At 53.9% G+C, this 26341-nt stretch carries 22 protein-coding genes and 1 pseudogene; 14 read left to right on the forward strand and 9 right to left on the reverse strand.

Translation table 11 applies throughout. The features are described from left to right. Positions 1–290 precede the first annotated feature (290 nt). Both ACFFLD_RS09135 and ACFFLD_RS09140 read right to left on the reverse strand, forming a co-directional pair. On the reverse strand, positions 291–881 hold the full coding sequence (locus tag ACFFLD_RS09135; protein WP_386039337.1) for a FlgO family outer membrane protein: 591 nt from the start codon (positions 879–881) through the stop codon (positions 291–293). A 4-nt stretch (positions 882–885) separates the two neighbouring features. Then, the gene (locus ACFFLD_RS09140; protein ID WP_386039339.1) at positions 886–1623 is read right to left on the reverse strand and encodes a hypothetical protein; all 738 of its coding nucleotides are present in this window, start codon (positions 1621–1623) and stop codon (positions 886–888) included. Between the two features lie 249 nt (positions 1624–1872). Between ACFFLD_RS09140 and ACFFLD_RS09145 the strand changes: the two genes are divergently transcribed. The 3 genes and pseudogenes from ACFFLD_RS09145 (at position 1873) to ACFFLD_RS09155 (ending at position 5587) form a co-directional block, all read left to right on the forward strand. After that, on the forward strand, positions 1873–2877 hold the full coding sequence (locus ACFFLD_RS09145; RefSeq protein ID WP_386039341.1) for an OmpA family protein: 1005 nt from the start codon (positions 1873–1875) through the stop codon (positions 2875–2877). A gap of 499 nt (positions 2878–3376) precedes the next feature. After that, positions 3377–4335, forward strand: a pseudogene (locus tag ACFFLD_RS09150) (HAD-IIB family hydrolase). Between the two features lie 31 nt (positions 4336–4366). Then, positions 4367–5587, forward strand: coding sequence for a glycosyl transferase (locus ACFFLD_RS09155; RefSeq protein ID WP_386039343.1), 1221 nt, complete (start codon positions 4367–4369; stop codon positions 5585–5587). A 114-nt stretch (positions 5588–5701) separates the two neighbouring features. Here ACFFLD_RS09155 and ACFFLD_RS09160 read toward each other — a convergent pair whose 3' ends face one another. From ACFFLD_RS09160 to ACFFLD_RS09180, 5 genes are all read right to left on the reverse strand, one after another. After that, on the reverse strand, positions 5702–6130 hold the full coding sequence (locus tag ACFFLD_RS09160) for a hypothetical protein (RefSeq protein ID WP_386039345.1): 429 nt from the start codon (positions 6128–6130) through the stop codon (positions 5702–5704). Between the two features lie 2 nt (positions 6131–6132). Beyond that, entirely contained in the window at positions 6133–6468 is a 336-nt protein-coding gene (locus ACFFLD_RS09165) for a DUF6036 family nucleotidyltransferase (RefSeq protein WP_386039347.1), read from the reverse strand. Between the two features lie 24 nt (positions 6469–6492). Continuing rightward, the gene (locus tag ACFFLD_RS09170; RefSeq protein ID WP_386039349.1) at positions 6493–6750 is read right to left on the reverse strand and encodes a hypothetical protein; all 258 of its coding nucleotides are present in this window, start codon (positions 6748–6750) and stop codon (positions 6493–6495) included. 159 nt (positions 6751–6909) lie between these two features. Beyond that, positions 6910–8526, reverse strand: coding sequence for a methyl-accepting chemotaxis protein (locus ACFFLD_RS09175; RefSeq protein WP_386039351.1), 1617 nt, complete (start codon positions 8524–8526; stop codon positions 6910–6912). A 361-nt stretch (positions 8527–8887) separates the two neighbouring features. Beyond that, complete coding sequence (locus ACFFLD_RS09180) at positions 8888–10504, reverse strand: methyl-accepting chemotaxis protein (RefSeq protein WP_386039353.1); 1617 nt, start codon at positions 10502–10504, stop codon at positions 8888–8890. 228 nt (positions 10505–10732) lie between these two features. Between ACFFLD_RS09180 and ACFFLD_RS09185 the strand changes: the two genes are divergently transcribed. Beyond that, a complete protein-coding gene (locus ACFFLD_RS09185) occupies positions 10733–11599 on the forward strand; it encodes an MBL fold metallo-hydrolase (protein WP_386039355.1) in 867 nt (288 codons plus the stop codon). Positions 11600–11754: 155 nt separating this feature from the next. Here ACFFLD_RS09185 and dsbG read toward each other — a convergent pair whose 3' ends face one another. Further along, positions 11755–12534, reverse strand: a complete 780-nt coding sequence (gene dsbG, locus ACFFLD_RS09190; RefSeq protein WP_386039357.1) for a thiol:disulfide interchange protein DsbG — start codon at positions 12532–12534, stop codon at positions 11755–11757. Positions 12535–12562: 28 nt separating this feature from the next. Then, positions 12563–14329 carry a sugar phosphorylase gene (locus ACFFLD_RS09195; protein WP_386039359.1) on the reverse strand — a complete coding sequence of 589 codons (1767 nt, stop codon included), beginning with the start codon at positions 14327–14329 and terminating at the stop codon, positions 12563–12565. Between the two features lie 182 nt (positions 14330–14511). On the opposite strand from ACFFLD_RS09195, the gene nrdR reads away from it, so the two are divergent. From nrdR to ACFFLD_RS09245, 10 genes are all read left to right on the forward strand, one after another. Further along, positions 14512–15015: a transcriptional regulator NrdR gene (nrdR, locus tag ACFFLD_RS09200; RefSeq protein WP_386039361.1), complete on the forward strand. Its 504-nt coding sequence runs from the start codon at positions 14512–14514 to the stop codon at positions 15013–15015. Continuing rightward, positions 15012–16178, forward strand: a complete 1167-nt coding sequence (gene ribD / locus ACFFLD_RS09205; protein WP_386039363.1) for a bifunctional diaminohydroxyphosphoribosylaminopyrimidine deaminase/5-amino-6-(5-phosphoribosylamino)uracil reductase RibD — start codon at positions 15012–15014, stop codon at positions 16176–16178. Before nrdR ends, ribD begins: the two co-directional genes overlap by 4 nt. Positions 16179–16223: 45 nt before the next feature. Continuing rightward, the gene (ribBA, locus tag ACFFLD_RS09210; protein ID WP_386039365.1) at positions 16224–17390 is read left to right on the forward strand and encodes a bifunctional 3,4-dihydroxy-2-butanone-4-phosphate synthase/GTP cyclohydrolase II; all 1167 of its coding nucleotides are present in this window, start codon (positions 16224–16226) and stop codon (positions 17388–17390) included. A gap of 4 nt (positions 17391–17394) precedes the next feature. Then, entirely contained in the window at positions 17395–17883 is a 489-nt protein-coding gene (gene ribH, locus ACFFLD_RS09215) for a 6,7-dimethyl-8-ribityllumazine synthase (RefSeq protein WP_386039367.1), read from the forward strand. Continuing rightward, entirely contained in the window at positions 17880–18374 is a 495-nt protein-coding gene (nusB, locus tag ACFFLD_RS09220) for a transcription antitermination factor NusB (protein WP_386039369.1), read from the forward strand. The genes ribH and nusB overlap by 4 nt, the downstream gene beginning before the upstream one ends. A gap of 36 nt (positions 18375–18410) precedes the next feature. Then, positions 18411–19400: a thiamine-phosphate kinase gene (gene thiL, locus ACFFLD_RS09225; protein ID WP_386039371.1), complete on the forward strand. Its 990-nt coding sequence runs from the start codon at positions 18411–18413 to the stop codon at positions 19398–19400. Next, positions 19397–19870 (forward strand): phosphatidylglycerophosphatase A family protein, encoded by a 474-nt coding sequence (locus tag ACFFLD_RS09230; protein WP_386039373.1) that lies wholly within the window; start codon positions 19397–19399, stop codon positions 19868–19870. Before thiL ends, ACFFLD_RS09230 begins: the two co-directional genes overlap by 4 nt. Before the next feature lie 88 nt (positions 19871–19958). After that, on the forward strand, positions 19959–21212 hold the full coding sequence (locus ACFFLD_RS09235) for a DUF945 family protein (RefSeq protein ID WP_386039375.1): 1254 nt from the start codon (positions 19959–19961) through the stop codon (positions 21210–21212). Positions 21213–21317: 105 nt separating this feature from the next. Beyond that, positions 21318–23801, forward strand: coding sequence for an endopeptidase La (gene lon / locus ACFFLD_RS09240; RefSeq protein WP_386039378.1), 2484 nt, complete (start codon positions 21318–21320; stop codon positions 23799–23801). A 191-nt stretch (positions 23802–23992) separates the two neighbouring features. Further along, positions 23993–26182 (forward strand): methyl-accepting chemotaxis protein, encoded by a 2190-nt coding sequence (locus tag ACFFLD_RS09245; RefSeq protein WP_386039380.1) that lies wholly within the window; start codon positions 23993–23995, stop codon positions 26180–26182. The last annotated feature ends 159 nt before the right edge of the window (positions 26183–26341 follow it).

The raw sequence follows: 26341 nt of genomic DNA on the forward strand, positions 1-26341 counted from the left end.
CAATCTGGGGTTGAACTGCCACCGCAAACAAAGATTGCCGCGTCGCTACGCTCCTCGCAATGACATAGGTGCTGTTATTGCGAACGAAGTGAAGCAATCTGGGGTTGAGCTGCCACCGCAAACAGAGATTGCCGCGTCGCTACGCTCCTCGCAATGACATAGAGGTGTCATTGCGAACGAAGTGAAGCAATCTGGGGTTGAACTGCCACCGCAAACAGAGATTGCCGCGTCGCTGCGCTCCTCGCAATGACATAGAGGTGTCATTGCGAACGAAGTGAAGCAATCTGCGCTTACCAGCCCCCTTGGCTTTCTAATAGGCTGCGGGTGTTGTTATTGAGCGGCAGCCGGAAATCGGCGGTGCCGAGCACCATGGCATCGCCTGCGCGTACTACCCGAGCGCTCACATAGACATAGTCCTGCCCTTGAGCATAGGTGCCCATCAATATGGAACGGGCGTTATGCTGGGCGCTAAGCCGCTGCACTTGGCGTGACAGAATCAACTCTCCCACATTCTCTTCGATAAACATGCTGTCGCGCATTTTAACTTCGCGAACCTGCATCCCTTGGCGGGCTAGCGCTGACGCCATTAATTCAGAGCTAATACGTCCAAGCGTTGATGATTGGCTCAGGTTGTCGATACTCACAAACGTCGCCGCGATCATGGGGCTGTAACGTGCCAGCTCGGGATTGCTGGTCATCATTTGCTCGGCTGCGGCGTGAGCCAGCGCCGAAAGGTCAGGTTCCGGCTCGGCGTTAGTGTTGTTGGCATTACCCAGTGTGCTACAGCCAGTGAGTAACAGTAGCACGATGGCCAAGGTCGCCACGCGGGTTGCAAAATGGGTTGAGCGAGGGCGCCAGGTGGTAAAAAAGGTCGTCAGCATGAAATTACCATGTATCTGTGATGGAAACGGTGGGCGTGACAGGCGCCCGCGGTATGCTGTGAGGAGCATATTGGCGGCGATCACCAGCATTGATGTAGTAAATGTTGGAGGATGAGTAGAGAATTCGTTCGCCATCAATGATCTGTGTGGTCACGATGATCTCTTCGTTGCCGGTATTGGTCCAACTGCCGCTGGTAATATCGGCGAGTATGCCCGCAGGAATCAAGCCCAGCGCTGGCTCGGCCCAGTGGTTAATGGGGATAGTCGCCACAGCAACACCCGCGGTGAGTGCAGTAAACGCGCCGGTGGGCGGGCGAACAAAACCTCGGTCGCGGTGTTCAACCACATCCACATCGACGGTAATGATGGCCCCGTTGACGGTGGGGATGGTGGTCAGGTTGGCACCGCGTGAGACCAGTTCGCTGGTTAGCAGGGTGCGAAAGCCGCGGCCAAACTCGCCGCCGCGGTAAGTGCTCACATCATTATCGTCAGCGGCGCTGATATATAAGTCGCGATTGCGTACGCGCTCACGTTGTAAAATGCTGGTCGCTTCGTGGCGGGCCAGGACATCCCAGTGATGCGCTGCCTGCATGCGCTGCTGTTCAGTATAAGGATACGTCGTGGCAATCGGCGCTTGCGATGTGTTGGCATAAAAGCAGCCGCTGAGCAGTAGACTGGCTACTCCCACGCTAGCAGCCTGTAGGAAAGTCGGGAGTCGAAATAAACGGGGTCGGGTACGCACCTGCGGGTTCCTTTTTCGCTACTAAACGGCTTTTTGATAGACTGGTCGCCATACGTAGTTTGCCATGGCTAATACTACGTACCTAGCTTGGTTTAGCATACTTAGCTTTATGTACGTAGTTCTATATAGGTGGTTCAAAATGATTAACTTTTTCATGCCCGGTTTGTAATGCACCGTTTGCAATGCATAGCTTGTCATATTTCGTTATATCGGCCACAAGGTTCAAAACTTGAATGAGCGATAAAAACCATGCTTGAAGATCACCGCAGTGGTCCGCGCCATGACTCGTTAATGACGGCCTATCACGAAAGTGATAGCGGCAGCGGCTGGATGATTAGTTACCTCGATATCATGACACTGCTCGTGGCTCTCTTTGTGGTGATTATTGCGGCGGCCGGCCCCATAAAACCAGAGTGGAGCGAGCAGGAGTTGGCGGAGGATTATACATATACGCCGCCGCCTGAGCTGGAGATTCCTCTCCCGCCTGAATTGGAGCAGTCTTTGGAACAACGCTCGGATGAGCATGCAGTCATCGTTAGATGGAGCGGCGAAGGATTAAGCCCTATGGCCATTAGCGCAGCGCTTGGGGTGGCAGGATTGCCACGACGAGTACGCTATGGCGTTCCGCCTTTATTGGCCGCGCCTACTCCGCAGCCTCGCGCTGAACCGGTTATCTCACTGCCCACTCTGCTGATGTCGACAGGCAGCGAGAATTTAGCGTCGCCTCTGGCGGACTATATGGTGGTGTTAACGGATCGCCCACCAGTCAACGTACAAACAGTGAGCGATGAAGCAATACTAGGGGCGGTGGCGCTGGAACAGGCGCTCTCTCAGCGCGTTGAGGAGTCTCCGTATCTGCCCGACCTGGAAGGCGTTGAAGTATCCCGTGTGGCGGAAGGGATTAGCCTTCGCGTGCAGGATCAATTGCTATTTCCGTCAGCCACTGCCGAGTTAACTGACGACGGGTCTTCGTTGGTGGGCAGCCTGCTGGAAACCATCCAGCGCTACGATGGTGAAGTATGGGTCGAAGGGCACTCGGATAGCCAAACGATTAGCACCGAGGAGTATTCATCTAACTGGGCACTTTCAAGCGCCAGGGCGATCGCCATTGTCGAAGCGTTGGAAGCCGCAGGCGTCGATGCAGAGCGACTGCGCGCGGTAGGCCTGGCAGCGACCAAGCCGCTTGAGAGTAACGCCAGCGCAGAAGGGCGAGCGCGTAACCGGCGAGTAGAGGTGGTCATTCACGTCGAGTAGCTCTATGTATGTCATTGCCTGGAGCGTAGCGACACGGCAATCTAACTTAGCAATATGACAAAAAAAGCCCGCCGGGGAGGCGGGCATTAAAGGGCTTGGTTCACTGCAGCCCACTGGAATCAAGTGAGGGGTGTACAAGATCCTCAGTGGGTACAGCTTCAGTATAGCTTTTTTTAAGAGATTGCCAAGATTTGTTGCGTTTGTTGGCAGTTTTTATAAAAGCTAATAGGCTTTTTAAGAGAAACGTCACAAACGCACACTTTTCTTTTGCATGCTTTTTTTTGGTGCTTTTGTATTGCCTCTTTTTGGTGATGTTTTGGGTTTAGCGCTAGACTCAGTAGAGCGTCGCTATTAATCATTATGTAACCCCTTGCTAAACCAGCACTTCTCCGTTTTGGCTTGTAACTTGCTAACTAACGTAAATGGCAACGTGAATAGCCGATAAGTGTCGCCAAATATGACGTGTGACGCTGCGTTAAGACCTAAAAGAGGTAGTCCCATGCCTGAACCCACTAGCCCTTCACTATCGACCTCAGGGTCTGCTCCTCTGGATGAATCGATCTTACAGCCGCGGCTGGTAATGACTGATTTGGATGGCTCGCTGCTGGACCACCACAATTATGACTTCGCCCCAGCCGCCCCGTGGCTTGAGCGCTTAAAACAGTGGGGGGTGCCCGTCATCCCGGTGACCAGTAAAACCCGTGCTGAGTTGTTTCCCCTACGTGAAGCGCTCGGCCTGATGGCGACCCCCTTTGTCGCTGAGAACGGGGCGGTGATTGGGTTGCCTCCGGACTGGTGCCATGCCCGCTTAGATCAACCTGGCATCGGGGATGATGGTGTGGTCATTAAACACCCAGGCGTTGATATCGGTTTTATTCGTGCCCGTTTAACGGTATGGCGCGAACGCCTGGGTGTTCGCTTTACGCGTATGGGAGAGCTGAGCGTGCAAGAAGTCATGGAGCTCACAGGGCTTGACGACGCACGCGCTCGGGATGCGTGTCAGCGCGAGGGCAGTGAGCCTTTGTTATGGAAAGACAGTGATGAGGCGCTGGAATCGTTTCGTGCCGCGCTAGAGGGCGATGGTTTACAACTGACCCAAGGCGGGCGCTTCTGGCATGTGATGGGACAATCGGCCGATAAGGGCAGTGCCGTAGAGTGGCTAGTAAAGCGTTTTACGGCGTTAAAAGGGCAGACCCCGCTTTCGCTGGGCCTGGGGGATGGGCCAAACGATATCACTATGCTCGAAGCTGTCGATCAAGCGGTGGTCATCCGCGGTTGCCATGATTTAGTGGTCGAGCCTCGCAATACCTCGCTCTATCGCACTCAAGCCACCGGGCCGAAAGGCTGGGCTGAGGGCGTGGCCCACTGGTGGGGCAAAATGACCGTCGTCTAGCGGTGGTGGAGAAGAGCAAGGGTGTAATCCACTTATTAGAACTGTTTATTAGTACTATTTATTAGAACTATTTATTAGAACCAGGGAGGTTTGCGCATGAGTGATTTTCATCAAAATGGAATTATTACTGACTTTCACAACCTGACTCGACGTCCGGTTGAAGCGCTTGAGCAGGAGCTTTGTCAATTTTCTAAACGACGCCCTATGGGGCTAATTCTGCCCTCGCTTTTTTCGGAGTTGGAAGGGCCTGCATTATCGTCCATTGTCGATGAGCTGGTAAATGTCCCGTACCTAAGCGAGATTGTGATTGGTCTGGATAAAGCCGATCGTGAACAGTTCTTGTACGCGCGGGAGTTTTTCTCTCGGCTGCCCCAGCATACCCGGATCTTATGGAACGATGGTCCACGTTTGCGCGCTTTGGATGCCGAGCTTGAAGAACATGGTCTGGGCGCATTGGAGCCCGGTAAAGGGCGCAATGTCTGGTATTGCGCGGGCTATATGCTGTCGTCAGGGCATTCTGCAGTGGTGGGGCTCCATGATTGCGATATCTTGACCTACGAACGCGGAATGCTAGCGCGTCTGATGTATCCGGTGGCCCATCCTAATTTTAACTATAGCTTTAGCAAGGGCTATTACCCTCGTATTGCAGAGGGCAAGCTAAATGGTCGCGTATCGCGGTTATTGGTGACGCCGCTGATTCGCGCGCTTAAAACCGTATGCGGGCCGATGCCGTATCTCGATTACTTGGATGGCTTCCGTTATCCGCTGTCGGGCGAGTTTGCCATGCGTCGTGAAGTGCTGGAAGGAATTCGGATGCCCGCTGACTGGGGGCTGGAAATTGGCGTATTGTCAGAGTTGCAGCGCAACTATTCTGTGCGACAGCTTTGTCAGGTGGACATTGCCGATGCCTATGACCACAAGCATCAGCCGGTCAGCGAAGATGATCCGAATGGTGGCTTAAACCGCATGAGCCTGGATATTTCCAAAGCGCTGTATCGAAAATTGGCGACGCAAGGCATTACCTTCAGTAGCGAAGATTTCCGAACGCTCAAAGCCACTTACTATCGCTTCGCTCTGGATTTGATCGAAGCGTATGATCACGATGCCACCATGAATGGCCTGAGCTTGGATCGCCACAGCGAAGAACAAGCAGTGGAGCTGTTTGCCAGTAATTTACTGGAAGCAGGCAATCTATTCATGGATAACCCCCGAGAGCGCCCCTTTATTCCCAGTTGGAACCGGGTGCAGGCCGCTGCACCTGATCTGCTAGCCAGAATGAATGAAGCTGTAGAGCTTGATAACCAGGGCAAGGTATAGGGCAACCTCAGATTGCGTCACTTCGCTTGCGATGACATGGGGGCGTGGCGCTAAATGAGGTAGAGAAGAGGATGTGCGGGGGCACGTCCTCCATCAGAGTGTTTTCTACTGGCGCTAAGCGCTAAGCCCATGACGATGACCAGTCGAATCAGCAAAGGTGCGTGTCTGAAGCGGAAGCAATGCTTTGCGAAGTGGCGTCGTAGTATCTGTTAGACCCCAGCGTTTGCCAGGGGAGTATCTGCCTTGAGTAGGAGCATCGTCCCCCCCTAACAACTCCCGATGGAGGCGCTGGGTCATCTGTTGTAAGTGCAGCGCGGTATCACGGCGACAGACAGGATACTGGCTCAGCATTTCAAGAACACAAAGCGAACGCTGAAACTCTTTATGTGTCATAGCGGCACGAAGTGTTTCGAGCTCTCCCCACGTAGGCTGATAACCTTTATACCAGATGCGCTCGGCAAGCTTCTTGACATCCTCAATAGCGCTTTCAAGAGGGCGAGAACCCACGCGGTATAGCTGTTTATAGGTGACAGAAAACGTCATAATTAGCCCTGCCTTTGATGATAGTCGTCTAGCATCACTTTCAGATTCCCTGAAATGCGCATTTCATCCCCTACATAGTAGCTGATCGCTTCTCGGGCTAATCGTTCGAATTCGTCAATGTCGATATAAGGAAGCTTCAGCAACGTTTGAATATCGTTTTGATCACGATCACCAAAACGACCAAGCTTTGAAATGGCCACATCTAGCGCACTTGCGACGTAGACTTCCACGTTAGAAACACTGCTTTGATTCATCAGCCGAATGACGCGATCTTCGTAATCCTCATGTAGAGGAGCTAACGTGGTATTAAAACTGGTGTCCAACTCCAGGATTTGCACTATGCCTTCTTCATCAGCAAAGACTTAGGCGTCTTCACCTAGGAGGGCAGCTATTTCAGATTTATCTGCCAACCCATGGGACGAAACCTCGGCGTCTATATCCGCGCTCCCTCGAACTTGCGAATGAATATGCACCGCATAGCCACCAAAGACAATCACTTGAAAAACGCCTTTCTCGCCATTTGCATACACAGGCTCAAGCACATCGAAAAACTCAACGAGTGCAAGTCCTAACGCCGTGTCAGGCTCGATTATCGGATAATCACCCGGTTCTATCGGCATGATCTCTCCTGAAAATTTATAATGAACTCTACCATAAGCAGCGCTGGCAAACGCTCACCCGCTTTTTCTTTTATCCTCGCATCAGACGGGGAGAAGCCCCTATTCGCAACGAAACACGGCAACCCTGAGGTTGCCGTGCTTCGCTTATCGTCTCAGGCCCTAAAAATCACTAGATTGATAGGCTACTTGCTGAGTCTGTTTAGCGGTAGGCAAGCTTGCCGGGGCATGTCCGTCATTCTGATTGATGCGGAAATTGGCCACCAGTTGGCGCAGTTGGGTACTGAGCTGGGCAAGCGCCTGGGTGGCGTGGTTGCTTTCTTGTACCAAACCGGCGTTTTGCTGAGTCATTTGATCCATTTGCGTCACGGCGAGGTTGACTTGCTCGATCCCACTGCTTTGCTCAATGGTGGCCGACGAAATTTCCTGCACCAGCGTACTTAGCTGCTTAATGTCATCGACCATGCCGTTAATCACATCACCGGTCTCGCGGACTTGATGACTGCCCTCCGTCACTTTCTTGTCAGAGGCCTCAATCAAGCTCTTGATTTCCTGCGCTGCTGCAGCCGAACGACTAGCTAAATTGCGAACCTCATTGGCGACTACGGCAAAGCCACGGCCTTGCTCGCCAGCGCGGGCGGCTTCCACTGAGGCATTGAGCGCAAGGATATTGGTTTGGAAGGCAATTCCATCAATCGTGTTGACGATACTGCTCATCTGGGTGGCGCTTTCATTAATCGTCGCCATGGTGGTGATAACGGTCGCCATGGAGTCACTGCCGCGCTGCGCGCTATCGGCGGTGCGAGTGGCAAGCGAGCGCGCATGGTCGGCATGTTCGGCATTTTGCTTCACGGTGGCGGTGAGCTGCTCCATGCTGGAGGCCGTTTCTGCTAATGATGCAGCCTGCTCTTCGGTACGGGTCGAAAGCTCTTCGTTAACGCCGACAATTTGCTCAACGCCATTATTCACCTGGTTTGCCTCGTGGTGAATGTCGCCAATCGTATTGGCAAGGGCTTCGCGCATGCGGTTAATATTAAACAGCAGGCTTTGTTGATCCTTGGCTGATAGCTGAGTGCTTTGGGTCAAATCCCCGTCGGCGATATAGCGCACGACGCTTGCCGCGTAGCGAGGATCGCCGCCTAATTGGCGCGAAACGTCACGAATTACCCAGCCCATCAGCAGTGTGACCGGTAAGCCAATGATCAGTAGGATCACTATCGAGCGAATCAAGCCGCTGATAAAGGCGGTGTTAATATCATCGACATAAACACCCGAGGCGAGGGACCAGTTCCATTCTGGCAGGTAGGCCACATAGCTGATTTTAGGTACCTGGGCATCGCCAGTGATGCGTCGGGAGTAGTAGCCTACATGGCCGCCGCCCGCTTGAGCGGCGGCTCTAAACGCGGCATACAAATCCATGCCGTTGCTATCCTGATAGGCACTCATGTCTTCGCCGAGCGGGCGGTTGGGGTGGGATACAATACGTAGGTCATCATCGAAGGCGAATATATATTCACCGTCACCAAAGCTGGCGCTGGCCATATTATCAATCGCTCGCTGCTGCGCTTCTTCCTCGCTGAGTTCCCCGGTGACTACTCGCGCTTGCAGAGCTTCAATTTGGCTATGTACGCTTTCGATTACGTATTGAATACTATCGCGGCGTTCGCTCTCAATCGTTTGTCGATTCTCCCAGGCTAGCCAGCCCACCATTAGCAGCATGGCTACCCAAATGATACCCAGCGTTCCCCACAGTTTTTGCGTCGTCGTTAAATGCGTCATGACTTCCCTAATTTTTCAATTAATTTTTAATAATTAAGTAAGTTTTTATTTATCGGCCTAAACGCAACGAACCTTAATAAAATTACTCATGAAGGCCATTTTTAGCTTAATGGCGGTCAGCACCTAGTGGTCTGTCAGGGTGAACATGAAAAGCAGGAAAGGAAGGTAAGAAGGAGAGCAGAGAAGGAGGAACTTGAGGGGGAGAGGTGAAATAAGATAGGTGAGAAGAAGAAAGTTTAGAAAAAGAGAGTTTAGAAAAAGAGAGTTGAAAAGAAGAAAGTAGAGCAGAGGGGCATTCATATAAACATTGAGGCGGCCATTATCATGGCCGCCTCAAAGCACGTCGTTACAACGTTAAGCGTTAAAAGTCGCTAGAGTGATGAGCTACTTGATGAGCCTGTTTAGTGGCGGGCAAGCTTGCCGGGATATGCTCGTCATTTTGGTTAATGCGGAAGTGAGCAACCAACTGGCGCAGTTGAGCGCTGAGCTGGGCAAGCGCTTGAGTAGCATGGTTGCTTTCCTGCACTAGGCTGGCATTTTGCTGAGTCATTTGATCCATTTGGGTCACGGCCAGATTAACCTGCTCGATACCGCTGCTTTGCTCAATGGTGGCCGACGAAATTTCCTGCACCAGCGTACTTAGCTGCTTAATGTCATCGACCATGCTGTTAATCACATCACCAGTCGCGCGCACTTGGCGGCTGCCTTCTACTACTTTGCTGTCCGACGCTTCGATTAAGCTTTTTATCTCCTGAGCTGCTGCTGCCGAACGACTAGCTAAATTGCGGACCTCATTGGCGACCACGGCAAATCCGCGGCCTTGCTCGCCAGCGCGCGCGGCTTCTACTGAGGCATTGAGCGCTAGGATATTGGTTTGGAAGGCAATTCCGTCAATCGTGTTGACGATGCTGCTCATCTGGGTGGCGCTTTCATTAATCGTCGCCATGGTAGTGATAACGGTCGCCATGGAGTCGCTGCCGCGCTGCGCGCTATCGGCGGTGCGAGCGGCAAGCGAGCGCGCATGGTCGGCGTGTTCGGCATTTTGCTTCACGGTGGCGGTGAGCTGCTCCATGCTGGAAGCGGTTTCCGCCAACGAGGCGGCCTGTTCTTCGGTACGGGTCGAAAGCTCTTCGTTAACACCGACAATTTGCTCAACACCATTATTAACCTGACTGGCCTCATGGTGGATATTACCAATCGTTTCGGCCAGGGTTTCACGCATACGGTTAATATTAAACAGCAGGCTCTCTTGGTCCTTGGCCGATAGCTGGGTGGTTTGAGTTAAATCCCCATCAGCGATATGACGAACGACGCTTGCCGCGTAACGAGGGTCGCCGCCCAAACGACGAGAAACGTCACGAATTACCCACCCCATCAGCAGCGTGACCGGTAAGCCAATGATCAGCAGTATGACGACCGAGCGAATCAAGCCGCTGATAAACGCTGCATTAATATCGTCGACATACACACCCGTGGCGAGTGACCACTCCCACTCAGGGAGGTACCCGACATAGCTGGTTTTGGGAATCTGTTCATCGCCACCCGCGCGAGTAGAGTAGTAATTAACGTGGCCTCCGCCAGCTTGGGCTACACGCAATAACTCAGGGTATAGCGCCATACCGCTGGCATCTTCATAGTTGGTCATGTCAGTGCCCGTAGGGCGGGTAGGGTGTGAAATAATCAATAACTCGTCGTTGAACGAGAAAATATACTCGCCATCCCCGAAGCCGACGCTGGCCATGTTATCGATAGCGCGCTGCTGGGCTTCTTCAAGGCTGAGTTCACCGGCCGTTACCCGTGCCTGAAGCGCTTCGATTTGGCTCTGTACGCTCTCGACCACGTATTGAATGCTGTCGCGGCGTTCGGTCTCTATCGTGTGACGGTTCTCCCACGCAAGCCAACCTACTAAAAGCAGCATCGCGACCCATATGATACCCAGCGTTCCCCAGAGCTTTTGCGTTGTTGTTAAACGGGACATGGCGTTCCTTATTTTTTATTGAATTGACTCCTTATCTATCGGCTTAAAAGCGCCAGACCTTAGCGAATTTTTTTAACATCGTTTATTTAGCGTTAGCTTATGTTGTATATGAAGTTAAGGTTATATTCATAAAAGGAATAACTATAGTTGTTTTTCGTACTATGCTGTGAGTGACATACTTGGCGAGTCTTTCAACTCATGCGCCTGCGTACCCCTAGGAGGCAATCAATGAAACGCCCTGTCGTTACCCACTTTTTTGATGAGCCAACCAACACGTTTAGTTATGTCGTGCAGGATCCTGACAGTCGTGCCTGCGCGATTTTAGATTCGGTGCTTGATTTCGATTACGCTGCAGGTCGAACAGATGTGCGTTCTGCTGATCAAATCATCGCGTTTATACGCGAACACCAACTTGAGGTTGAATGGGTTTTAGAAACTCATGTTCATGCCGATCACCTCTCAGCAGCCCCCTATCTGAATGCGCTTTTAGGTGGCAAAACCGCGATTGGCGCCAACATTGTTGAGGTACAGGAAATATTCGCTAAGACATTTAATGTGGGGGGCGATTTTTCGCGAGATGGCAGTCAGTTTGATGTCCTGTTTGAGGAAGGCGATACCTTTACCATCGGGACGCTGGAAGGGCAGGTTTTACACACCCCGGGGCATACGCCTGCCTGTATCACCTATGTGCTGGGAGACGCGGCCTTTGTCGGCGATACGCTCTTTATGCCGGATTATGGTACTGCTCGGTGTGACTTCCCTGGCGGTGATGCACGTACGCTTTATCATTCCATCCAAAAAGTGCTGGCGCTGCCAGAGCGCACTCGCCTGTTTCTCTGCCACGATTACAAAGCCCCCGGGCGTGACACATTTGAATATGAAACCAGCGTCGCTGAACAACGCCGCGCCAATGTTCACGTTCATGAAGGGGTCAGCGAAGAGGCGTTTGTGGAAATGCGCACTGAGCGTGACGCCACCCTGGGCATGCCAACGCTGATTATTCCGGCGGTACAGGTCAATATGCGCGGCGGAGAACTGCCTCCTGCTGAGGACAACGGTACTAGGTACTTAAAAGTGCCCATTAATAAGTTCTGACGTTATCAAAGGGCGGGCTTTTAAATCATCAGCGTTGTTGAGCAGGAGTGATGGATGGATTGGAGTGCTGGCTTACAAGGGGTAGCGGGGTATAGCCCTAAAGCTAATGGCGGCGTTTGAAGGCGAGCGTATAGCGTTAAGGCGAACTGATAACGTTAAGGCGTTGCGCTGCCCATCATATCGATTAGCTGTTCATCGCTGGGTAGACCCTGAATACGTTCGATACGCAGGGTCCCGTTCTCCACTTCGCGCTGGAAAGCGGAGGTGGGCGTGGCGTACAAACCAAGTGCCTCGAAGAGCTGGTTATTGGCATATACCTGCTCTTCGATCTCCCTTGGCTGGGCGCTAGCCTCTACCGTAATTTCCGCTCGTTCATGAGCCTGCAAGGTGGCGGCAGGATCATCGGCCCCCAGTATAGCGGCCGCTTTACCTGGGCTATCGGGGGCTAAAATACCCACCATGATATGGCGCAACTGTACCTCGCCAGCCTCGACCCAGGGGCGTGTTTCTTGCCATAACTGACGGCAGTAGGGGCAATTAGGGTCCGTAAAGGTGTAAATCACCCGGGGCGCCTGCACATCGCCATCCTGAACCCAATGGCTGTCGCGCAATAGCTGCCAGGTTTGTGCTTCCAGCGGGGCGCGTACATGCTCGTCCAACTGCGCGTCGGTAAGGTTATTGCCCTGGCTATCCGTTAGTGTGCCGACCACCGCATGCTCACCATCCGGAGTTAAATAGATCACCATCTCACGGCCTTCTGTGCTGGCGCCGTAACCGCGCAAACCACCTGGAGCCTCAAACGAGGCATGAATCTCCACGCCTTGGTCAACAAGTGCTTGAACAGGAGCAGGAAGCTCATCGGAAGCGGTGACAGTGCTTGCACATACGGTCAGTAGAAGCAATCCGCTGGTAAGCATGGGACGATTTAAGTGCATGACGCGCCTTATTCAATGAGCAATGATATTAGTACGATGTTACCAGCCAGCGTACTGCATAGGGGGGAAGCGTGCCTTCGTTTACCCACGTTGTAGCAGCGTCCAGCGTCTGCCAAGTATGGTTGCTCAGCGCTTGAGTCACTGCCTCGCCCATGTTTTCAAAGGGGAGCGGCAGGTCGGTAACGTTATAGAGCGCTAACAGGCGGCGACCATCATGTAGCGGACCGCGCTCCAGTGCCAGCAGTTCGGGGCATGAATCCAAAACCCGCTGCGCAGCGCTGGGGTCAAAGCAGGGCTCTTGACGACGCAGTTCCAACAGTCGGCTCAGCGCTTTGAAAACATCGTGAGTGGGGGTGGAGGGGCTGTCTAGCAGCAGGTCAAGCTCGCTACGCTGCCAGCGGCGACGGTTAATGGAGCGTAACCGACCGCTGCGTTCTACGCCTTCTACGTCATTGAGGGTGCCCGTCAGCGTATGAATATAAAGCGCAGGGATACCCTGTAAACTCAGCATGATCGCTTGGCTACATAAGAAGCGCGCAATCTGCCACGGGTCGGGGCCACGACGGGTGCCGCGCATGGCTTCAAACCAGGTGATATTGATTTCATAGGGTGTGTCAGGGCCGTCGGGATTGCTGCGCATGCTGACGAAACCGCCGAAACGATGCATCAGTTCCAGCAACGCATCCCGCTCATGATCCGGTAATAAACCTTCCAGCGGACGCACACCAATACCGTCGTGACTGGCGGTGAAATTCAGGTAGGTGCAGTTCGTCGGCAGCACGGGAAGGCTGGCAAGCCAGGTTTGTAATGTGCTCGCCTCGCCTCGCGTTAGCGTATGTAGCAACAGCGGCGGCAGGGTGAACTGGTAGATCATGTGAGCTTCATCGGGCGGGCCGTTGGGAATCCGCTCAAGCCCGAAATAACTCATGTTCTCCCGGTGAGGTACGTTGGTTTCAGTCACCAACAGCGTACCCGGCGCCACATGATCCACGATCGCCCGCAGTAGGCGTACCACGGTATGCGTTTCTGGCAAATGAATACAGCTAGTGCCTAGCCGCTTCCATAAAAAGGCCACCGCATCCAGGCGTATCATTCGTGTGCCTTGCTGCAAATAGAAAAGTAAAATACCCACGAATTCGAGCAGCACATCCGGGTTTTCAAAGTTGAGGTCTAGCTGGTCTTCGGAAAAAGTCGCCCACAGGTAACGAGTGCCGCGTCGTGTCGAGACAGGAACCAGCAAGGGGCTGCTGCGCGGGCGAACGACCTGGGATACATCTGTCTCGGGGTCGACTTCGATAAAATAGTCGCGCCCCGGGAGGCTGCCACCCAGGTAATCGACAAACCACAGTGATTCCCGCGAGACGTGATTGAGGACCAGGTCGGCCATTACATCGTAGTGACTTGCAAGCTCACGGATATGCGACCAGTCGCCCAGCTCGCTGTTAACTTCACGATAGTGGATGACCGAGAAGCCGTCGTCGCTGCTCCACGGAAAGAAGGGCAGTACGTGTACGCCGCTGATCCGGTCTCCCAGTCTCGCTTGCAGGAAGTCGCTCAGCACCGCCAACGGGGCCACACCTTCTTCAAGAATGGAGTCGCCGTAGCAGATGACCCACTGGTCTTTCTCGCTCCATGAAGGTGCATGCTTGGACGGTGCATCGTCGCTTGCGGACGAAAAGGGGGCATGCGCCTGAAAGTGTTCAATATGTAGGTTTAGGCGTCGCTGAACTTCGCCCGCGCGGGGGCCGTAAAGATGACTGAGATAGTGTCGAACGGTCTGCTCGAAAGACGGCATGGATAACTCCTGATAAACAATCTGCCACAAACGCTGCAGCTTGTGTGCCAAATCGTTACAATGCTTAGATAGAGCTGTGAGTTTGTAAGCGTTTTAACGCCATTAATAGCACACACATCGACAGGTTATAACACGCTAACTCGTGTGGCACGCCAACACGAGATGACAATAGGTTGACCGCCATGCATTGCCCTTTTTGTGGTGCAAACGATACTCGAGTGACCGACTCGCGGCTTGTCGCCGATGGTGATCAGGTTCGCCGCCGTCGCCAGTGTGCGAACTGCCAGGAACGCTTTACCACCTATGAAACCGCGGAGCTGGTAATGCCCCGCGTGGTGAAGTCGGACGGTTCGCGGGAAAGCTTTAATGAAACCAAATTACGGGCAGGCATGCTACGTGCGCTAGAGAAGCGCCCCGTCAGCGCGGAATCGATGGAAGCCGCGGTTGAGCGCATTCGGCAAACCCTGCGCGCCCGCGGCGATCGGGAAATCAATGCCCGTGATATCGGCGAATCCGTCATGCAGGCCCTTAAAAGCCTTGATCATGTAGCTTATATTCGCTTTGCGTCGGTATATCGCAAATTCCAGGATCTGGACGAGTTTCGCGCCGAAATCGACCGGCTTTCTCAAGAGCCGACCCACCCGTCAATGGTTAAACCTGGCCATGGCAGCGAGCCGTCAACATGACTGACATATTTAGCCAAGCCGATCACCGCTACATGGCGCAAGCGCTGACGCTAGCCCGCAAAGGGCTTTACACCACGGATCCTAATCCCCGGGTCGGCTGTGTGATAGTGCTTAATGGGCAGGTCGTTGGTGAGGGCTTCCACCTACGGGCTGGAGAGGCCCATGCGGAAATCCACGCGTTGGAAGCCGCTGGCGAGTTGGCCGAGGGGGCAACGGCTTACGTGACGCTGGAGCCGTGTTCTCACACTGGCCGGACGGGGCCTTGCGCGCAGGCGTTGACGATTGCCCAGGTGTCTCGAGTAGTGGTGGCCATGGTGGACCCAAACCCCCAGGTCAGTGGTCGTGGTATCCGTATGCTTGAAGAGGCCGGTATTGAAGTGGCCGTGGGCTTGCTTGAGAGTGAGGCGCGGGCGCTCAATCCAGGCTTTATTGCGCGCATGACGACCCAGCGGCCCTTTGTGCGCTTGAAAATGGCCATGAGTTTGGATGGCCGAACAGCGATGGGCTCCGGCGAATCTCAGTGGATCACCGGCCCCGAGGCGCGAACTCAGGTGCAGCGGCTGCGGGCGCGTTCCAGCGCGATATTAAGCGGTGTGGAATCGATTATCATGGATGACGCACGACTGACGTTGCGGCCCGAACAACTCAAGCTTGCGAATGCCGATGACATCGTCATTCGCCAACCATTGCGAGTGATTTTAGATACCCATTTGCGGTTACCGCTGGCGGCTGCCTGTTTAACTGAACCAGGGCGCACGCTGGTCATTACGACCCCTGATCACTCGGCTGAAAAGCGTGCTCGGTTAACCCAGGCCGGGGCGGAGGTGCAGGTATTGCCGGCCGGCAACGATGGCCGTATCGACCTCGCCTTGATGCTTCAGTGGTTAGTCGAAAACGAGCAGGTTAATGAGTTGCTGGTTGAAACCGGCGCCACATTAGCAGGCGCGATGCTGGACGCCGAGCTGGTCGACGAACTGCAGTTGTTTGTCGCACCCACTTTGTTAGGCGGCGATGCCAGGCCACTATTTGCGCTGCCAGGGCTTGCGCGCATGGCTGACCAGCGACGTTTAGCCATTCATGATATGCGAGCGGTAGGGCGTGATTGGCGCATTATCGCTTCCCCTTTGACGACTAGCGCAATAGGCGATACCAAGGTACCCTGACGCGCGAAATCGCAGCTTTCGCGACAACACTTATTGGGAGATTCCATGGCGCATTCCTCCTCTAGAGGCTTAGCCCCTATCGCCGAGTTGGTGGAAGATATCCGCCAGGGCAAAATGGTGATTCTCATGGACGATGAGGATCGCGAAAATGAAGGTGATATTATTATGGCCGCCGAAAAAGTGCAGGCCGAGCATATCAACTTCATGGCGCGTTTTGCCCGGGGGCTGATCTGCATGCCCATGACTCGTGCCCGCTGCGAGCAGCTTAATTTGCCGCTAATGGTGCGCGACAATGGCTCGGGTTTTGGCACCAAGTTTACGCTCTCGATTGAAGCGACCGAAGGCGTGACGACCGGTATTTCCGCCGGTGATCGCGCGCGTACGGTACAGGCAGCGGTGGCACCCCATGCCAAGCCTTCCGATATCGTTCAGCCAGGGCATATCTTTCCGCTAATGGCAGAGCCTGGTGGCGTGTTACGCCGAGCGGGGCATACCGAGGCGGCGTGTGATTTGGCGGCGCTGGCCGGATGTGACCCCAGCGGTGTGATCTGCGAGGTCATGAACGATGACGGCAGTATGGCGCGGCGCCCTGAGCTTGAAGCCTTTGCTCAAGAGCACGGCATTAAGATTGGAACCATTGCGGACTTGATCCATTACCGCATTGTTAATGAGCAGACCATCGATCATCTGGAAGACTCAACCGTCATGACCGCTCATGGCGAGCTGACGTTACACGTGTTCCGTGATCGTATTCAGGGGGCGCACCACTTGGCCCTGGTGAAAGGCCAGCCCACCCCTGACGTATCAACCACGGTGCGTGTACATCTTACCGATACGCTGCGCGATGTGCTGGGCCTGTTGAAGGATGATCAGTGTCGCTGGGACGCTCATCGGGCGCTTGAAGAAATTGCCGGTTCGCCGGCTGGGGTGTTTGTCCTGATTGATGACGGACGACCCGCCCAGGATTTAAAAGAGCAGCTTGATATCTTTTTGGATCGCGTTCGCCAGCCGCGTACCAGTGAATCTGACGGTGCAGGTAACTATTTAACGATCGGTACCGGTTCGCAGATTCTGCGCTATTTGGGCGTCGGAAAAATGCGTTTACTTAGCTCGCCGTGGAAATTTTCGGCGCTATCCGGCTTTGATCTCGAAGTCGTTGAGCGTCTGGGTCCCAATGATTCGGCGTATGAGCCAACTTCTCAGCAGGAATAAATTGATGCACTCCCTCTCACAAGTTGAAGGTACTTTTGTTGACGTTGACGGTCATTATGTCATCGTCGTTGGCCGTTTTAATCATCACGTCGTCGACAGTCTGGTGGAAGGTGCTGTCGATAGTTTGACCCGTCATGGCGTTGATCCGGAGCATATCCATATTGTTCACGTACCGGGGGCCTGGGAACTGCCGCTAGCCGTTAAACGTGTCCTCAAAGGCATGAAACCCGACGCTGTCATTGCGCTTGGCGCCGTCATTCGCGGCGGGACACCCCACTTTGAGTATGTGGCAGGGGGTTGCAACACGGCAATCAACCATCTTCAGCTTGAATTTGACACGCCGGTCGCGAACGGCGTGCTAACCGTCGAGTCGATAGAGCAGGCGATTGAACGGGCAGGCACCAAAGCCGGCAATAAAGGTACTGAAGCCGCGATGGCCGCCATGGAAATGGTCTCATTGCTACGCGCGCTACCGGCAGGAGACTCCCAATGAGCGAACGCAAGCCATCAGCCGCTCAGCAGAGCCGACATGCCGCCCGAGAGTTGACGGTACAGGGGCTTTATCAGTGGCAGATGACGGGTAAGTCCATTACTTCCATCGAAGCTGAGTTTCGTAGCCAAGTCGCGGACGACGACTTGGAAGATCACGAAAACTGGGTGAAGGTGATGGAAATTGCTGACAAAGCAATGTTTCACGAGCTGCTGCACAACACCGTACGCTTTAAAGCGGAGCTCGATCGCGAAATCTCTCCTTTGCTAGACCGTCGTCTGGAAGATCTGGATGCGGTGGAACTGGCGATTCTGCGGCTAGGCGCTTACGAGCTTTCACGGCGCATGGAAGTACCTTATCGTGTCGTGATTAACGAAGGCGTTGAGCTGGCTAAGTCATTTGGCGCCACTGATGGCCATAAATACGTGAACGGCATTCTTGATAAGCTGGCGATTCGCCTGCGTAGTGCCGAGGTCAGCGCTCGTCGTCTATGAACGCGAGCGGCATGACAATGCGTTTAAGGGGCCTTTGTGCTTGCCGAATTTGATTTGATCCGACGCTACTTTATGTCACCGCAAGAGGTGACCGCTGCGTCCAATGGCGTCACGCTCGGAAGCGGAGACGATGCGACACTGTTAACACCGACCGTCGGTCAACAGTTAACCGTGAGCGTCGATACGTCGGTTGTCGATGTACATTTTCCCCGCGAAGCACCTGCCTTTGCGGTGGGCCACCGTGCGTTGGCCGTTGCGCTGAGCGATTTGGCCGCCATGGGGGCGGTGTCGCGCTGGTGTTTAATGGCGTTAACCTTTGATCAGCGCCGGTTTGCCGATGATCAGGCCACTCACGCGTGGCTAAGCGACTATTCACGCGGTTTTCGTTCGCTTTGCCAACAGCACAAGACGGTACTGGTGGGAGGTGATGTCACCTCCGGCGCGCTGTCGATAGGCGTTACCGTAATGGGGGAGGTGCCGATAGGCGACGCCTTGACCCGGAGTGGCGCTAAGGCGGGGGATCTTATCGCGGTAACGGGCGCGTTAGGTGGCGGAGCCGGTGGCTTGGCACTTTGGCAAAAGGGTGAGCGAGATGAAACGCATCCGTTGATGCGCCGTTATTTATTGCCTGAGCCACGCTTAGCGGCTGGTGTAGCGCTGCGTGGTTTAGCCACCGCCGCGATGGATATTTCCGATGGATTGCTAGCCGATTTAGCCCACCTTCGTGAACGCTCTCAGGTAGGGGCGGTCATCGAGCTGGATTCGATACCGCTAGCCGAGGGCTTGTTAGAAGCACTGGGCGAAGAGGCAGCCTTAGCCGCGGCGCTTTCTGGAGGAGATGACTACGAACTGCTAGTGACGTTAAACCCTAACAACCTGGAAAAAGCGCAACGGCGTTTGGTATCGCTTGGCCTGGCGCTGACGGTCATCGGTCGCTGTAGTGAAACATTGGGTGTTAATGCCTCGGATCAACGGGATCTGGGTAATTACGCTGGCTGGCAGCATTTCAGTGGGGAAACGCCATGAATCATGCACCGAAAAGTGTCTGGCGTCGCCCAACACATTTTTTTGCCTTCGGGCTAGGGAGTGGCACGGTGCCTTGGGCACCGGGCACCTTCGGCACACTGGCGGCGATTCCGTTTTACTGGATGATGGCGGACTTGCCCCTGGGTTGGTATTTAGGCATTTGTTTTGTTGCCTTTGTCATTGGCGTTTGGCTGTGCGATAAAACCTCGAAAGACTTAGGTGTTCACGACCACTCCGGCATCGTATGGGATGAGTTTGTCGGCTACTGGTTGACCATGGCGGCGGTGCCTTTTTCATGGGAAGCGGCGCTATGGGGGTTTGTGGTATTCCGTATTTTCGATGTGTTTAAACCCTGGCCAATCCGCTGGGCTGATCGGCGGGTGGCGGGTGGTTTTGGTATTATGATCGATGATGTGATGGCAGGGATCTACGCCTGGAGTACTATGCATTTGTGGTACTGGCTGCACTAGTGATCTGGCAATGATGGTGCTAAAAGGCGGGTAGGAAGCACGGTCAGCTGATAAGGTCTTTCAGTTGCGTTAGCTTCAAGGAGGCAGCATGCGCAAGGAACGTTTAATTGTCCCTACGCTGGCGATAATCGCGGTGGTGTGGCTGGCAGCGCAGCTGCTCTCAAGCGTGCTGTTTGAACGTAGCCTCCGCCAGGCACTGGAAGATTTGGAAGCACGCGGCGAATGGCGCGTTAACCGTACAGAGAGCCGCCAAGGATGGCTTACTTCTCAGGGAAGGCTGATTCTATCCCCCCTTCTAGGGCGTCCCTGGCGTCTTGAACTCACCTATCGGGCGCGGCACGGTATTTTAAGTACTGATGTTGAAGGTACCGTTTTACCCCGTTTGGATACCGTATTGCAGCAGGCGGTTGGCGAAGTGACCGTGCCTTCGGTGCCACGCTGGCAAGGTCGTTATCATACCCTTAGCGGCCACAGTGAACTGCGACTTGCCCTTGCGCCTTTTGTTATTCAACAGAATGGGCGCGAGCTAGCGGTAAGGGGAGGGCGTTTACGCCTGGAAGGGGTGTTTGGTGACTGGCGTTTGCGTGCTTTATTGGATCAGTTGACGCTTACTGACGGAATGGCCCAGCTAGTCCTGGGTCCCTCGGTTCTGGAAAGTCGTTATACCTATACCGATGGCGCCTATCATTTTGCCCAACGCGATCATCTGCATGTTGAAAGTCTGAAACTGAGTTACCCCTCTTACGATATCCAGCTGTCGCCTCTCGACGTCAACAGCCATACGGTGCTGGATGAGAGCGAGCTACGCATCAAAGTTGATTTGGAGTTGGGGGACGTACTGGTACCCTCAGAGGAGCCCGACACGCCACTGCTCAACGGGCGGTTGGAAATGGAGCTTTCGCGTATTAATGCGGATGCGGTTCGTCAGGTAATTCGCCGCTTGCGTCAAGAGGCGGCTTGGGGAGATGCCAGTCTCCCCATGGCGGAAGGGTTGTTAGCGCGTCTTGAGCCGGATTTGCGACATATGCTTAGCGACTCACCGCGTTTGGATGTGCCCACGATTGCCATCGATAGCCCTTTGCTGGGTATTCGCCTTGATGCGGATGGCGCGCTGTTCTTCGATGACCGCAAGCTAGATGAGCTTAGCGTGGTGAAGCTTGATAAAAAGAAAGAACAGGCGCAGTGGCTCGAACGAGTTGACGGCGATTTCACCTGGCATGACGCGCCCACCGTTGCGGCGCTATGGTTAGGGCTACCGCTCGGCACCCGCGAGCTTCAGTTCGATGTGATCCGCGGTGTTTTGCGTGTGAACGGCCGTCCCATGCCCCAGCTCTGGCCTTAGTTCTTAATTGCCGTCCCCCAAGGGTTGAAGTTTAGCCGAACTGCCCGCATTCCATGGTCAATGATAGACGGTTCTCACCGTCGATATCGGCTTATTGGAGGATGCATGAGCGACCAGGATTACGAACGCGATCACGACCACCCCGATTGGCAAATTGATGAAGAAGAGTCATCCAGCCCTGATGAAACCCGCAAGACGGAGGGGCAGGATGGCGAAGAGTATCGTTCCGACGGCGAACGGGTAAACTCGATAGTGCCCGCCAGCGAGATGATGCCCGAGCGTATTTATCTGCTGCCTATTCATAACCGCCCCTTTTTTCCCGCCCAGGTACAGCCGCTGGTAGTCAATCGCGAGCGCTGGGAAGAGACCATGCGTCGCGTGGGCAATACGCCTCACCACACCTTGGGCGTTGCGTTTGTTGGTGAACAGGGCGTTACGTCGCTTGATCATGAAGGCTTCCCTGAGATCGGTACTGCGGTCAAGGTGCACAAGCTCAAAGGTGAAGACGAACAGATCCAGTTTATTGCTCAGGGCATTCAGCGTTTCAAAATCACCCGCTGGCTATCTAAAGAGCCGCCTTATCTGGTTGAAGTGAGCTATCCCAAAGAGCCGGTTGACGCGGAGAATGAAGAGACCCGTGCCTATGCGATGGCGATTATCAACGGCATCAAGGAACTGTTGCCGATCAACCCGCTGTATGGCGAAGAGCTGAAGCACTATTTAAACCGGTTTAGCCCCCATCAACCGGGCCCATTGACCGACTTTGCCGCTGCGATCACTTCCGCAAAAGGCCCTGAGCTGCAAGATGTGCTTGCCACGTTGCCGGTCGGTGAGCGGATGCAGAAAGTATTGCCGCTGCTGCGTAAAGAGATCGATGTAGCGCTGCTTCAAGGCGAGATTAGCGAGCAGGTCAATGCTCAAATGCAGGATCGCCAGCGCGAGTTCTTCCTGCGCGAGCAGCTTAAGGTGATTCAGCGAGAGCTGGGAATTTCGAAAGATGATCGTGAAAACGATGTCGATACGTTTCGAGCCCGGCTAGAGTCGTTGGTGGTGCCCGAGCGCGTTCAAACGCGCATCGATGACGAGCTCAATAAACTCAGTGTGCTGGAAACAGGCTCGCCTGAGTACGGCACGACGCGAAACTATCTGGATTGGCTCACGTCTCTGCCGTGGGGCGTGACCAGTCAGGATCAGTTGGATCTACCCCATGCCCGCCAAGTATTAGACCGCGATCATGATGGCCTGAAAGATGTTAAAGAACGCATCATCGAGTTTCTGGCTGAGGGCACGTTCAAAGGTGATGTGGGCGGCTCCATTGTGCTGCTCGTCGGCCCGCCAGGGGTGGGTAAAACATCGATTGGACGCTCGATTGCTGAAGCGCTAGGACGCGAGTTTTACCGTTTCTCGGTAGGCGGTATGCGCGATGAAGCCGAGATTAAAGGGCACCGTCGTACCTATGTAGGCGCGATGCCCGGCAAGCTGGTGCAGGCGTTTAAAGAAGTCGAAGTCGAAAACCCCGTCATTATGCTTGATGAGATCGATAAGCTGGGACAGTCCTTTCAAGGCGATCCCGCCTCGGCGCTGCTTGAAGTACTCGACCCAGAGCAGAACGTCGACTTTCTCGATCACTATCTAGATGTGCGGATGGACCTTTCCAAGGTGCTGTTTGTGTGTACGGCCAATACCTTGGATTCGATTCCCGGGCCGTTGCTAGACCGTATGGAGCAGATTCGCCTTTCCGGCTATATCGCCGAAGAGAAGCTGGCGATTGCCAAGCACCACCTTTGGCCGAAGCTGCTGAAACGGGATAACCTGCCCAAAAAGCGTATCAATTTATCCGATGCCGCTTTAAAGCAGGTAATCGAAGGCTATGCGCGTGAAGCTGGGGTGCGTCAGCTAGAAAAACAGCTGCACCGGATTGTACGGAAGTCGGCGGTTAAGCTGCTTGAAGAAGACCTTGAAACGGTCAAGATCTCGGTCAAGAACCTTGAAGAGTTTCTCGGTGCGCCGCTATTCCGCAAGGAAAAAGTGCTTACCGGCGAAGGCGTGGTGACTGGCTTGGCATGGACGTCCATGGGGGGCGCCACGCTACCTATTGAAGCGGGCAAGGTGCACTCGCTGGATCGCGGCTTTAAGTTGACGGGCAAGCTTGGTGAAGTGATGCAGGAGTCGGCCAACATTGCCTACAGCTATACCTTAGGGCATCTACAGGAGTATGGGGCCGACTCAGATTTCTTCGACTCGGCGTTTGTGCATCTTCACGTTCCGGAGGGTGCAACGCCTAAAGATGGTCCTTCGGCTGGTGTCACCATGACCACCGCACTACTGTCGCTGGCCAAGCATCATGCCATTGATAGGCCATTGGCAATGACCGGGGAGCTAACCTTAACGGGGCAGGTGCTTCCCGTGGGTGGAATTCGTGAGAAGGTGATCGCCGCTCGGCGTAGCGATATCTTCGAGCTTATTCTTCCCGATGCCAATCGGCGAGATTATGAAGAATTACCTGACTATTTAAAGGAGGGGGTAACGGTGCATTTTGCCAAACGCTACCGTGATGTAGCAGAGGTCGTATTTGGTAAAAGTAAATGATCAATTAGCGAATTAGTTAACACGTTAGATACCTAATTAGATAGCTAACTAAAATTATTATGTGTTTTAAAGCGCCATACGAAAGTATGGCGCTTTTTTTACTTTTGTTTACCGTTTTGCAAACCGAAACAGTCGTAATAATAGCGCATAGCTGAACAAAAAATTAAGTTTATCTAATGTTTGGAGCACTAATGCGCAATAATCAGCCCGTCACTCAACGTGAATATGTCCTAAGCGAAGAAGCGGTTCTCATTTCACGTTCGGATTTAAAGGGCAACGTGACTTATGCAAACCCGACGTTTGTAGAAGTAAGTGGCTACAGCCGTGACGAGCTCATCGGTTCACCACATAACTTATTGCGCCACCCTGATATGCCCGAAGCCGCCTACGCGGACTTTTGGAAAACCATTCAGGCCGGACTGACCTGGCAGGGGGTGGTCAAAAACCGACGTAAAAACGGCGATCATTACTGGGTGCATGCCACGGTTGCACCGCTACGCGATGGTGAGCGCATCGTCGGCTACACCTCGGTACGTCGCAAAGCGCCAGAGAAAGCTATTGCGCTGGCGGAAACAACCTATGCCGACATTCGGGCAAAGGGTAAGTCGAGGCACTATAAACTTGTTCAGGGAGCGCTACGCCGGAAAGGGGTGGTAGGCCTGCTGTCTCGCCTTCAGTTTAGTAGCCTGAAAGCCAAGCTTATTACGATGGTGGTGGCGTCGTTATTGTTGCTCTCATTGGCTGGTGGTTTAGGCGTTTATGCGTTGATGGTTTCCGGCGAGCGGCTTGAAAAAATCAACCATTCAGGGCTGGGTGAGGTCGCTGCACTTCAGCAAATAGAGAGCTACCTTGGTCAATCCATCGAAACCTTAGAGCCTGCGGTGCGTAATCCGCGCCGGGTAGATATCGGTGTCGTCAACGCCGAAATGGATCAATATAAGCAGGCCATGCAAACGCTGTGGTCAAACTATTACGTTGATGACCGAGCCAGCGATGCGGCTAATCAAGCCTATGATAGCGCGTTGACCACCTGGATAGCCGCTATAGAATCTACCTTGGTGGCCATACAGGACGGCAATGGATTTGCGGCTTTTGAAGCCTTTAATGATGTCGTAGTACCTACGACTCAGTCGCTTCGTGAAATGAATAGCGCGCTTGTTGATCAAGTACGCACCAATGCTGAAATGTTGGTTACCGAGGCGCAAAGCAGTCGCCAACATATGCTGATTGCCCAGCTAGCCTTACTGGCGGTGGGCTTTTTGGTGATGATTGGCTTAAGCGTCATGATTTTAAAGTCGTTATTCCGCAGCCTATCAGGAGCGCGTTTTATCACTTTCCAAATTGCGGCAGGTAACCTGGCCGCGAGGGAGCGTCGTCAAAGCAACGACGAGCTCGGCGAGCTGCTCTACTCGCTGGATACCATGCGGTTTAGTCTCTCCAGTATTGTGGGCGATGTAGAAAGTCGCGTATCGGTAGTGACCCCCGCGATACAACAGATTGCCGCTGAGAACGAAGAGCTATCCTCTCGCACTGAGCAGCAAGCGTCATCGCTTCAACAAACGGCGTCGAGTATGGAAGAAATGACCTCGACGGTTCAGCAGAATACCCAGAATGCCCGTCAGGCTACCGATTTGGCGGCGCAAAACGCTGAGAGTACCCGCGACACGGGGCAAAAAATGCAGCAGTTGGTGGAGCGCATGCAGCGTATCGCCCAGAGTGCCGAGAAGATGAAGGAAATGATCAGCGTCATTGATGGCATCGCCTTTCAAACCAATATCCTGGCGCTTAACGCTTCAGTTGAAGCTGCTCGCGCAGGCGAACACGGGCGTGGATTTGCCGTGGTGGCAAGCGAAGTACGCAACCTGGCAGGACGAAGCGCCGATGCTGCTCAGGAAATTCGCAAAATGATCGATAGCACCACCCAAGAGGTCGGTGGCGGGCGTACTGCCGTTGAGCAAGCCGAGCGGGCGATTGAGGAGGTCTCGCAACAGGTGAGTCGGGTGAGTGAATTAATGGAGTCGATCAGCACTGCCTCTTCTGAGCAGAGTGGCGGTATTGGTCAAATCAATTCAGCGATTGCCGAAATGGATCTTGTGACTCAACAGAACGCCTCTAAGGTGCAGACGATAGCGGCCTCGGCGGATAACCTTTCTCTGGAAGCCTTTGAACTTGCTAACGTAGTCGACGCCTTTCGCTTGGAAGGTGCTCAAGCTGAGAGCATTCAAGACGCACGCGCGAAGCTACAGCAGGCCAACCAAGCGCACAGTAAAGCGACTCGCGGGTTACCTGCTCCTACCGAGCAGCGGGCGAAGACTCACTCAGCACACTCTTCAGTACCCTCTCCAGCACAGCCTCGCGCCGACCAGTGGGAAGAATTTTAGTCCGACAGATAACGCTGTTAGGTGCTTGATTCGCCTTTATTCGTTTTAGTGATATGCCACCCTTTGCGGTGGCATATTTCATGCATTACCTCTAATTGAAACGCCTTGGCACAAAGGAGCCACTAAGCCTAAAGGTGGCGCAAGCTTTCAATAAAAAGT

Origin of the sequence: Vreelandella sulfidaeris (assembly GCF_042429665.1) — a bacterium.
Classification (GTDB): domain Bacteria; phylum Pseudomonadota; class Gammaproteobacteria; order Pseudomonadales; family Halomonadaceae; genus Vreelandella.

Coding starts and splice junctions, on each gene's coding strand:
- ACFFLD_RS09135 (WP_386039337.1), bottom strand. CDS start 881: ATGCTGACGACCTTTTTTACCACCTGGCGCCCTCGCTCAACCCATTTT.
- ACFFLD_RS09145 (WP_386039341.1), top strand. CDS start 1,873: ATGCTTGAAGATCACCGCAGTGGTCCGCGCCATGACTCGTTAATGACG.
- ACFFLD_RS09155 (WP_386039343.1), top strand. CDS start 4,367: ATGAGTGATTTTCATCAAAATGGAATTATTACTGACTTTCACAACCTG.
- ACFFLD_RS09160 (WP_386039345.1), bottom strand. CDS start 6,130: ATGACGTTTTCTGTCACCTATAAACAGCTATACCGCGTGGGTTCTCGC.
- ACFFLD_RS09170 (WP_386039349.1), bottom strand. CDS start 6,750: ATGCCGATAGAACCGGGTGATTATCCGATAATCGAGCCTGACACGGCG.
- ACFFLD_RS09175 (WP_386039351.1), bottom strand. CDS start 8,526: ATGACGCATTTAACGACGACGCAAAAACTGTGGGGAACGCTGGGTATC.
- ACFFLD_RS09180 (WP_386039353.1), bottom strand. CDS start 10,504: ATGTCCCGTTTAACAACAACGCAAAAGCTCTGGGGAACGCTGGGTATC.
- ACFFLD_RS09185 (WP_386039355.1), top strand. CDS start 10,733: ATGAAACGCCCTGTCGTTACCCACTTTTTTGATGAGCCAACCAACACG.
- dsbG (WP_386039357.1), bottom strand. CDS start 12,534: ATGCACTTAAATCGTCCCATGCTTACCAGCGGATTGCTTCTACTGACC.
- ACFFLD_RS09195 (WP_386039359.1), bottom strand. CDS start 14,329: ATGCCGTCTTTCGAGCAGACCGTTCGACACTATCTCAGTCATCTTTAC.
- nrdR (WP_386039361.1), top strand. CDS start 14,512: ATGCATTGCCCTTTTTGTGGTGCAAACGATACTCGAGTGACCGACTCG.
- ribD (WP_386039363.1), top strand. CDS start 15,012: ATGACTGACATATTTAGCCAAGCCGATCACCGCTACATGGCGCAAGCG.
- ribBA (WP_386039365.1), top strand. CDS start 16,224: ATGGCGCATTCCTCCTCTAGAGGCTTAGCCCCTATCGCCGAGTTGGTG.
- ribH (WP_386039367.1), top strand. CDS start 17,395: ATGCACTCCCTCTCACAAGTTGAAGGTACTTTTGTTGACGTTGACGGT.
- nusB (WP_386039369.1), top strand. CDS start 17,880: ATGAGCGAACGCAAGCCATCAGCCGCTCAGCAGAGCCGACATGCCGCC.
- ACFFLD_RS09230 (WP_386039373.1), top strand. CDS start 19,397: ATGAATCATGCACCGAAAAGTGTCTGGCGTCGCCCAACACATTTTTTT.
- ACFFLD_RS09235 (WP_386039375.1), top strand. CDS start 19,959: ATGCGCAAGGAACGTTTAATTGTCCCTACGCTGGCGATAATCGCGGTG.
- lon (WP_386039378.1), top strand. CDS start 21,318: ATGAGCGACCAGGATTACGAACGCGATCACGACCACCCCGATTGGCAA.
- ACFFLD_RS09245 (WP_386039380.1), top strand. CDS start 23,993: ATGCGCAATAATCAGCCCGTCACTCAACGTGAATATGTCCTAAGCGAA.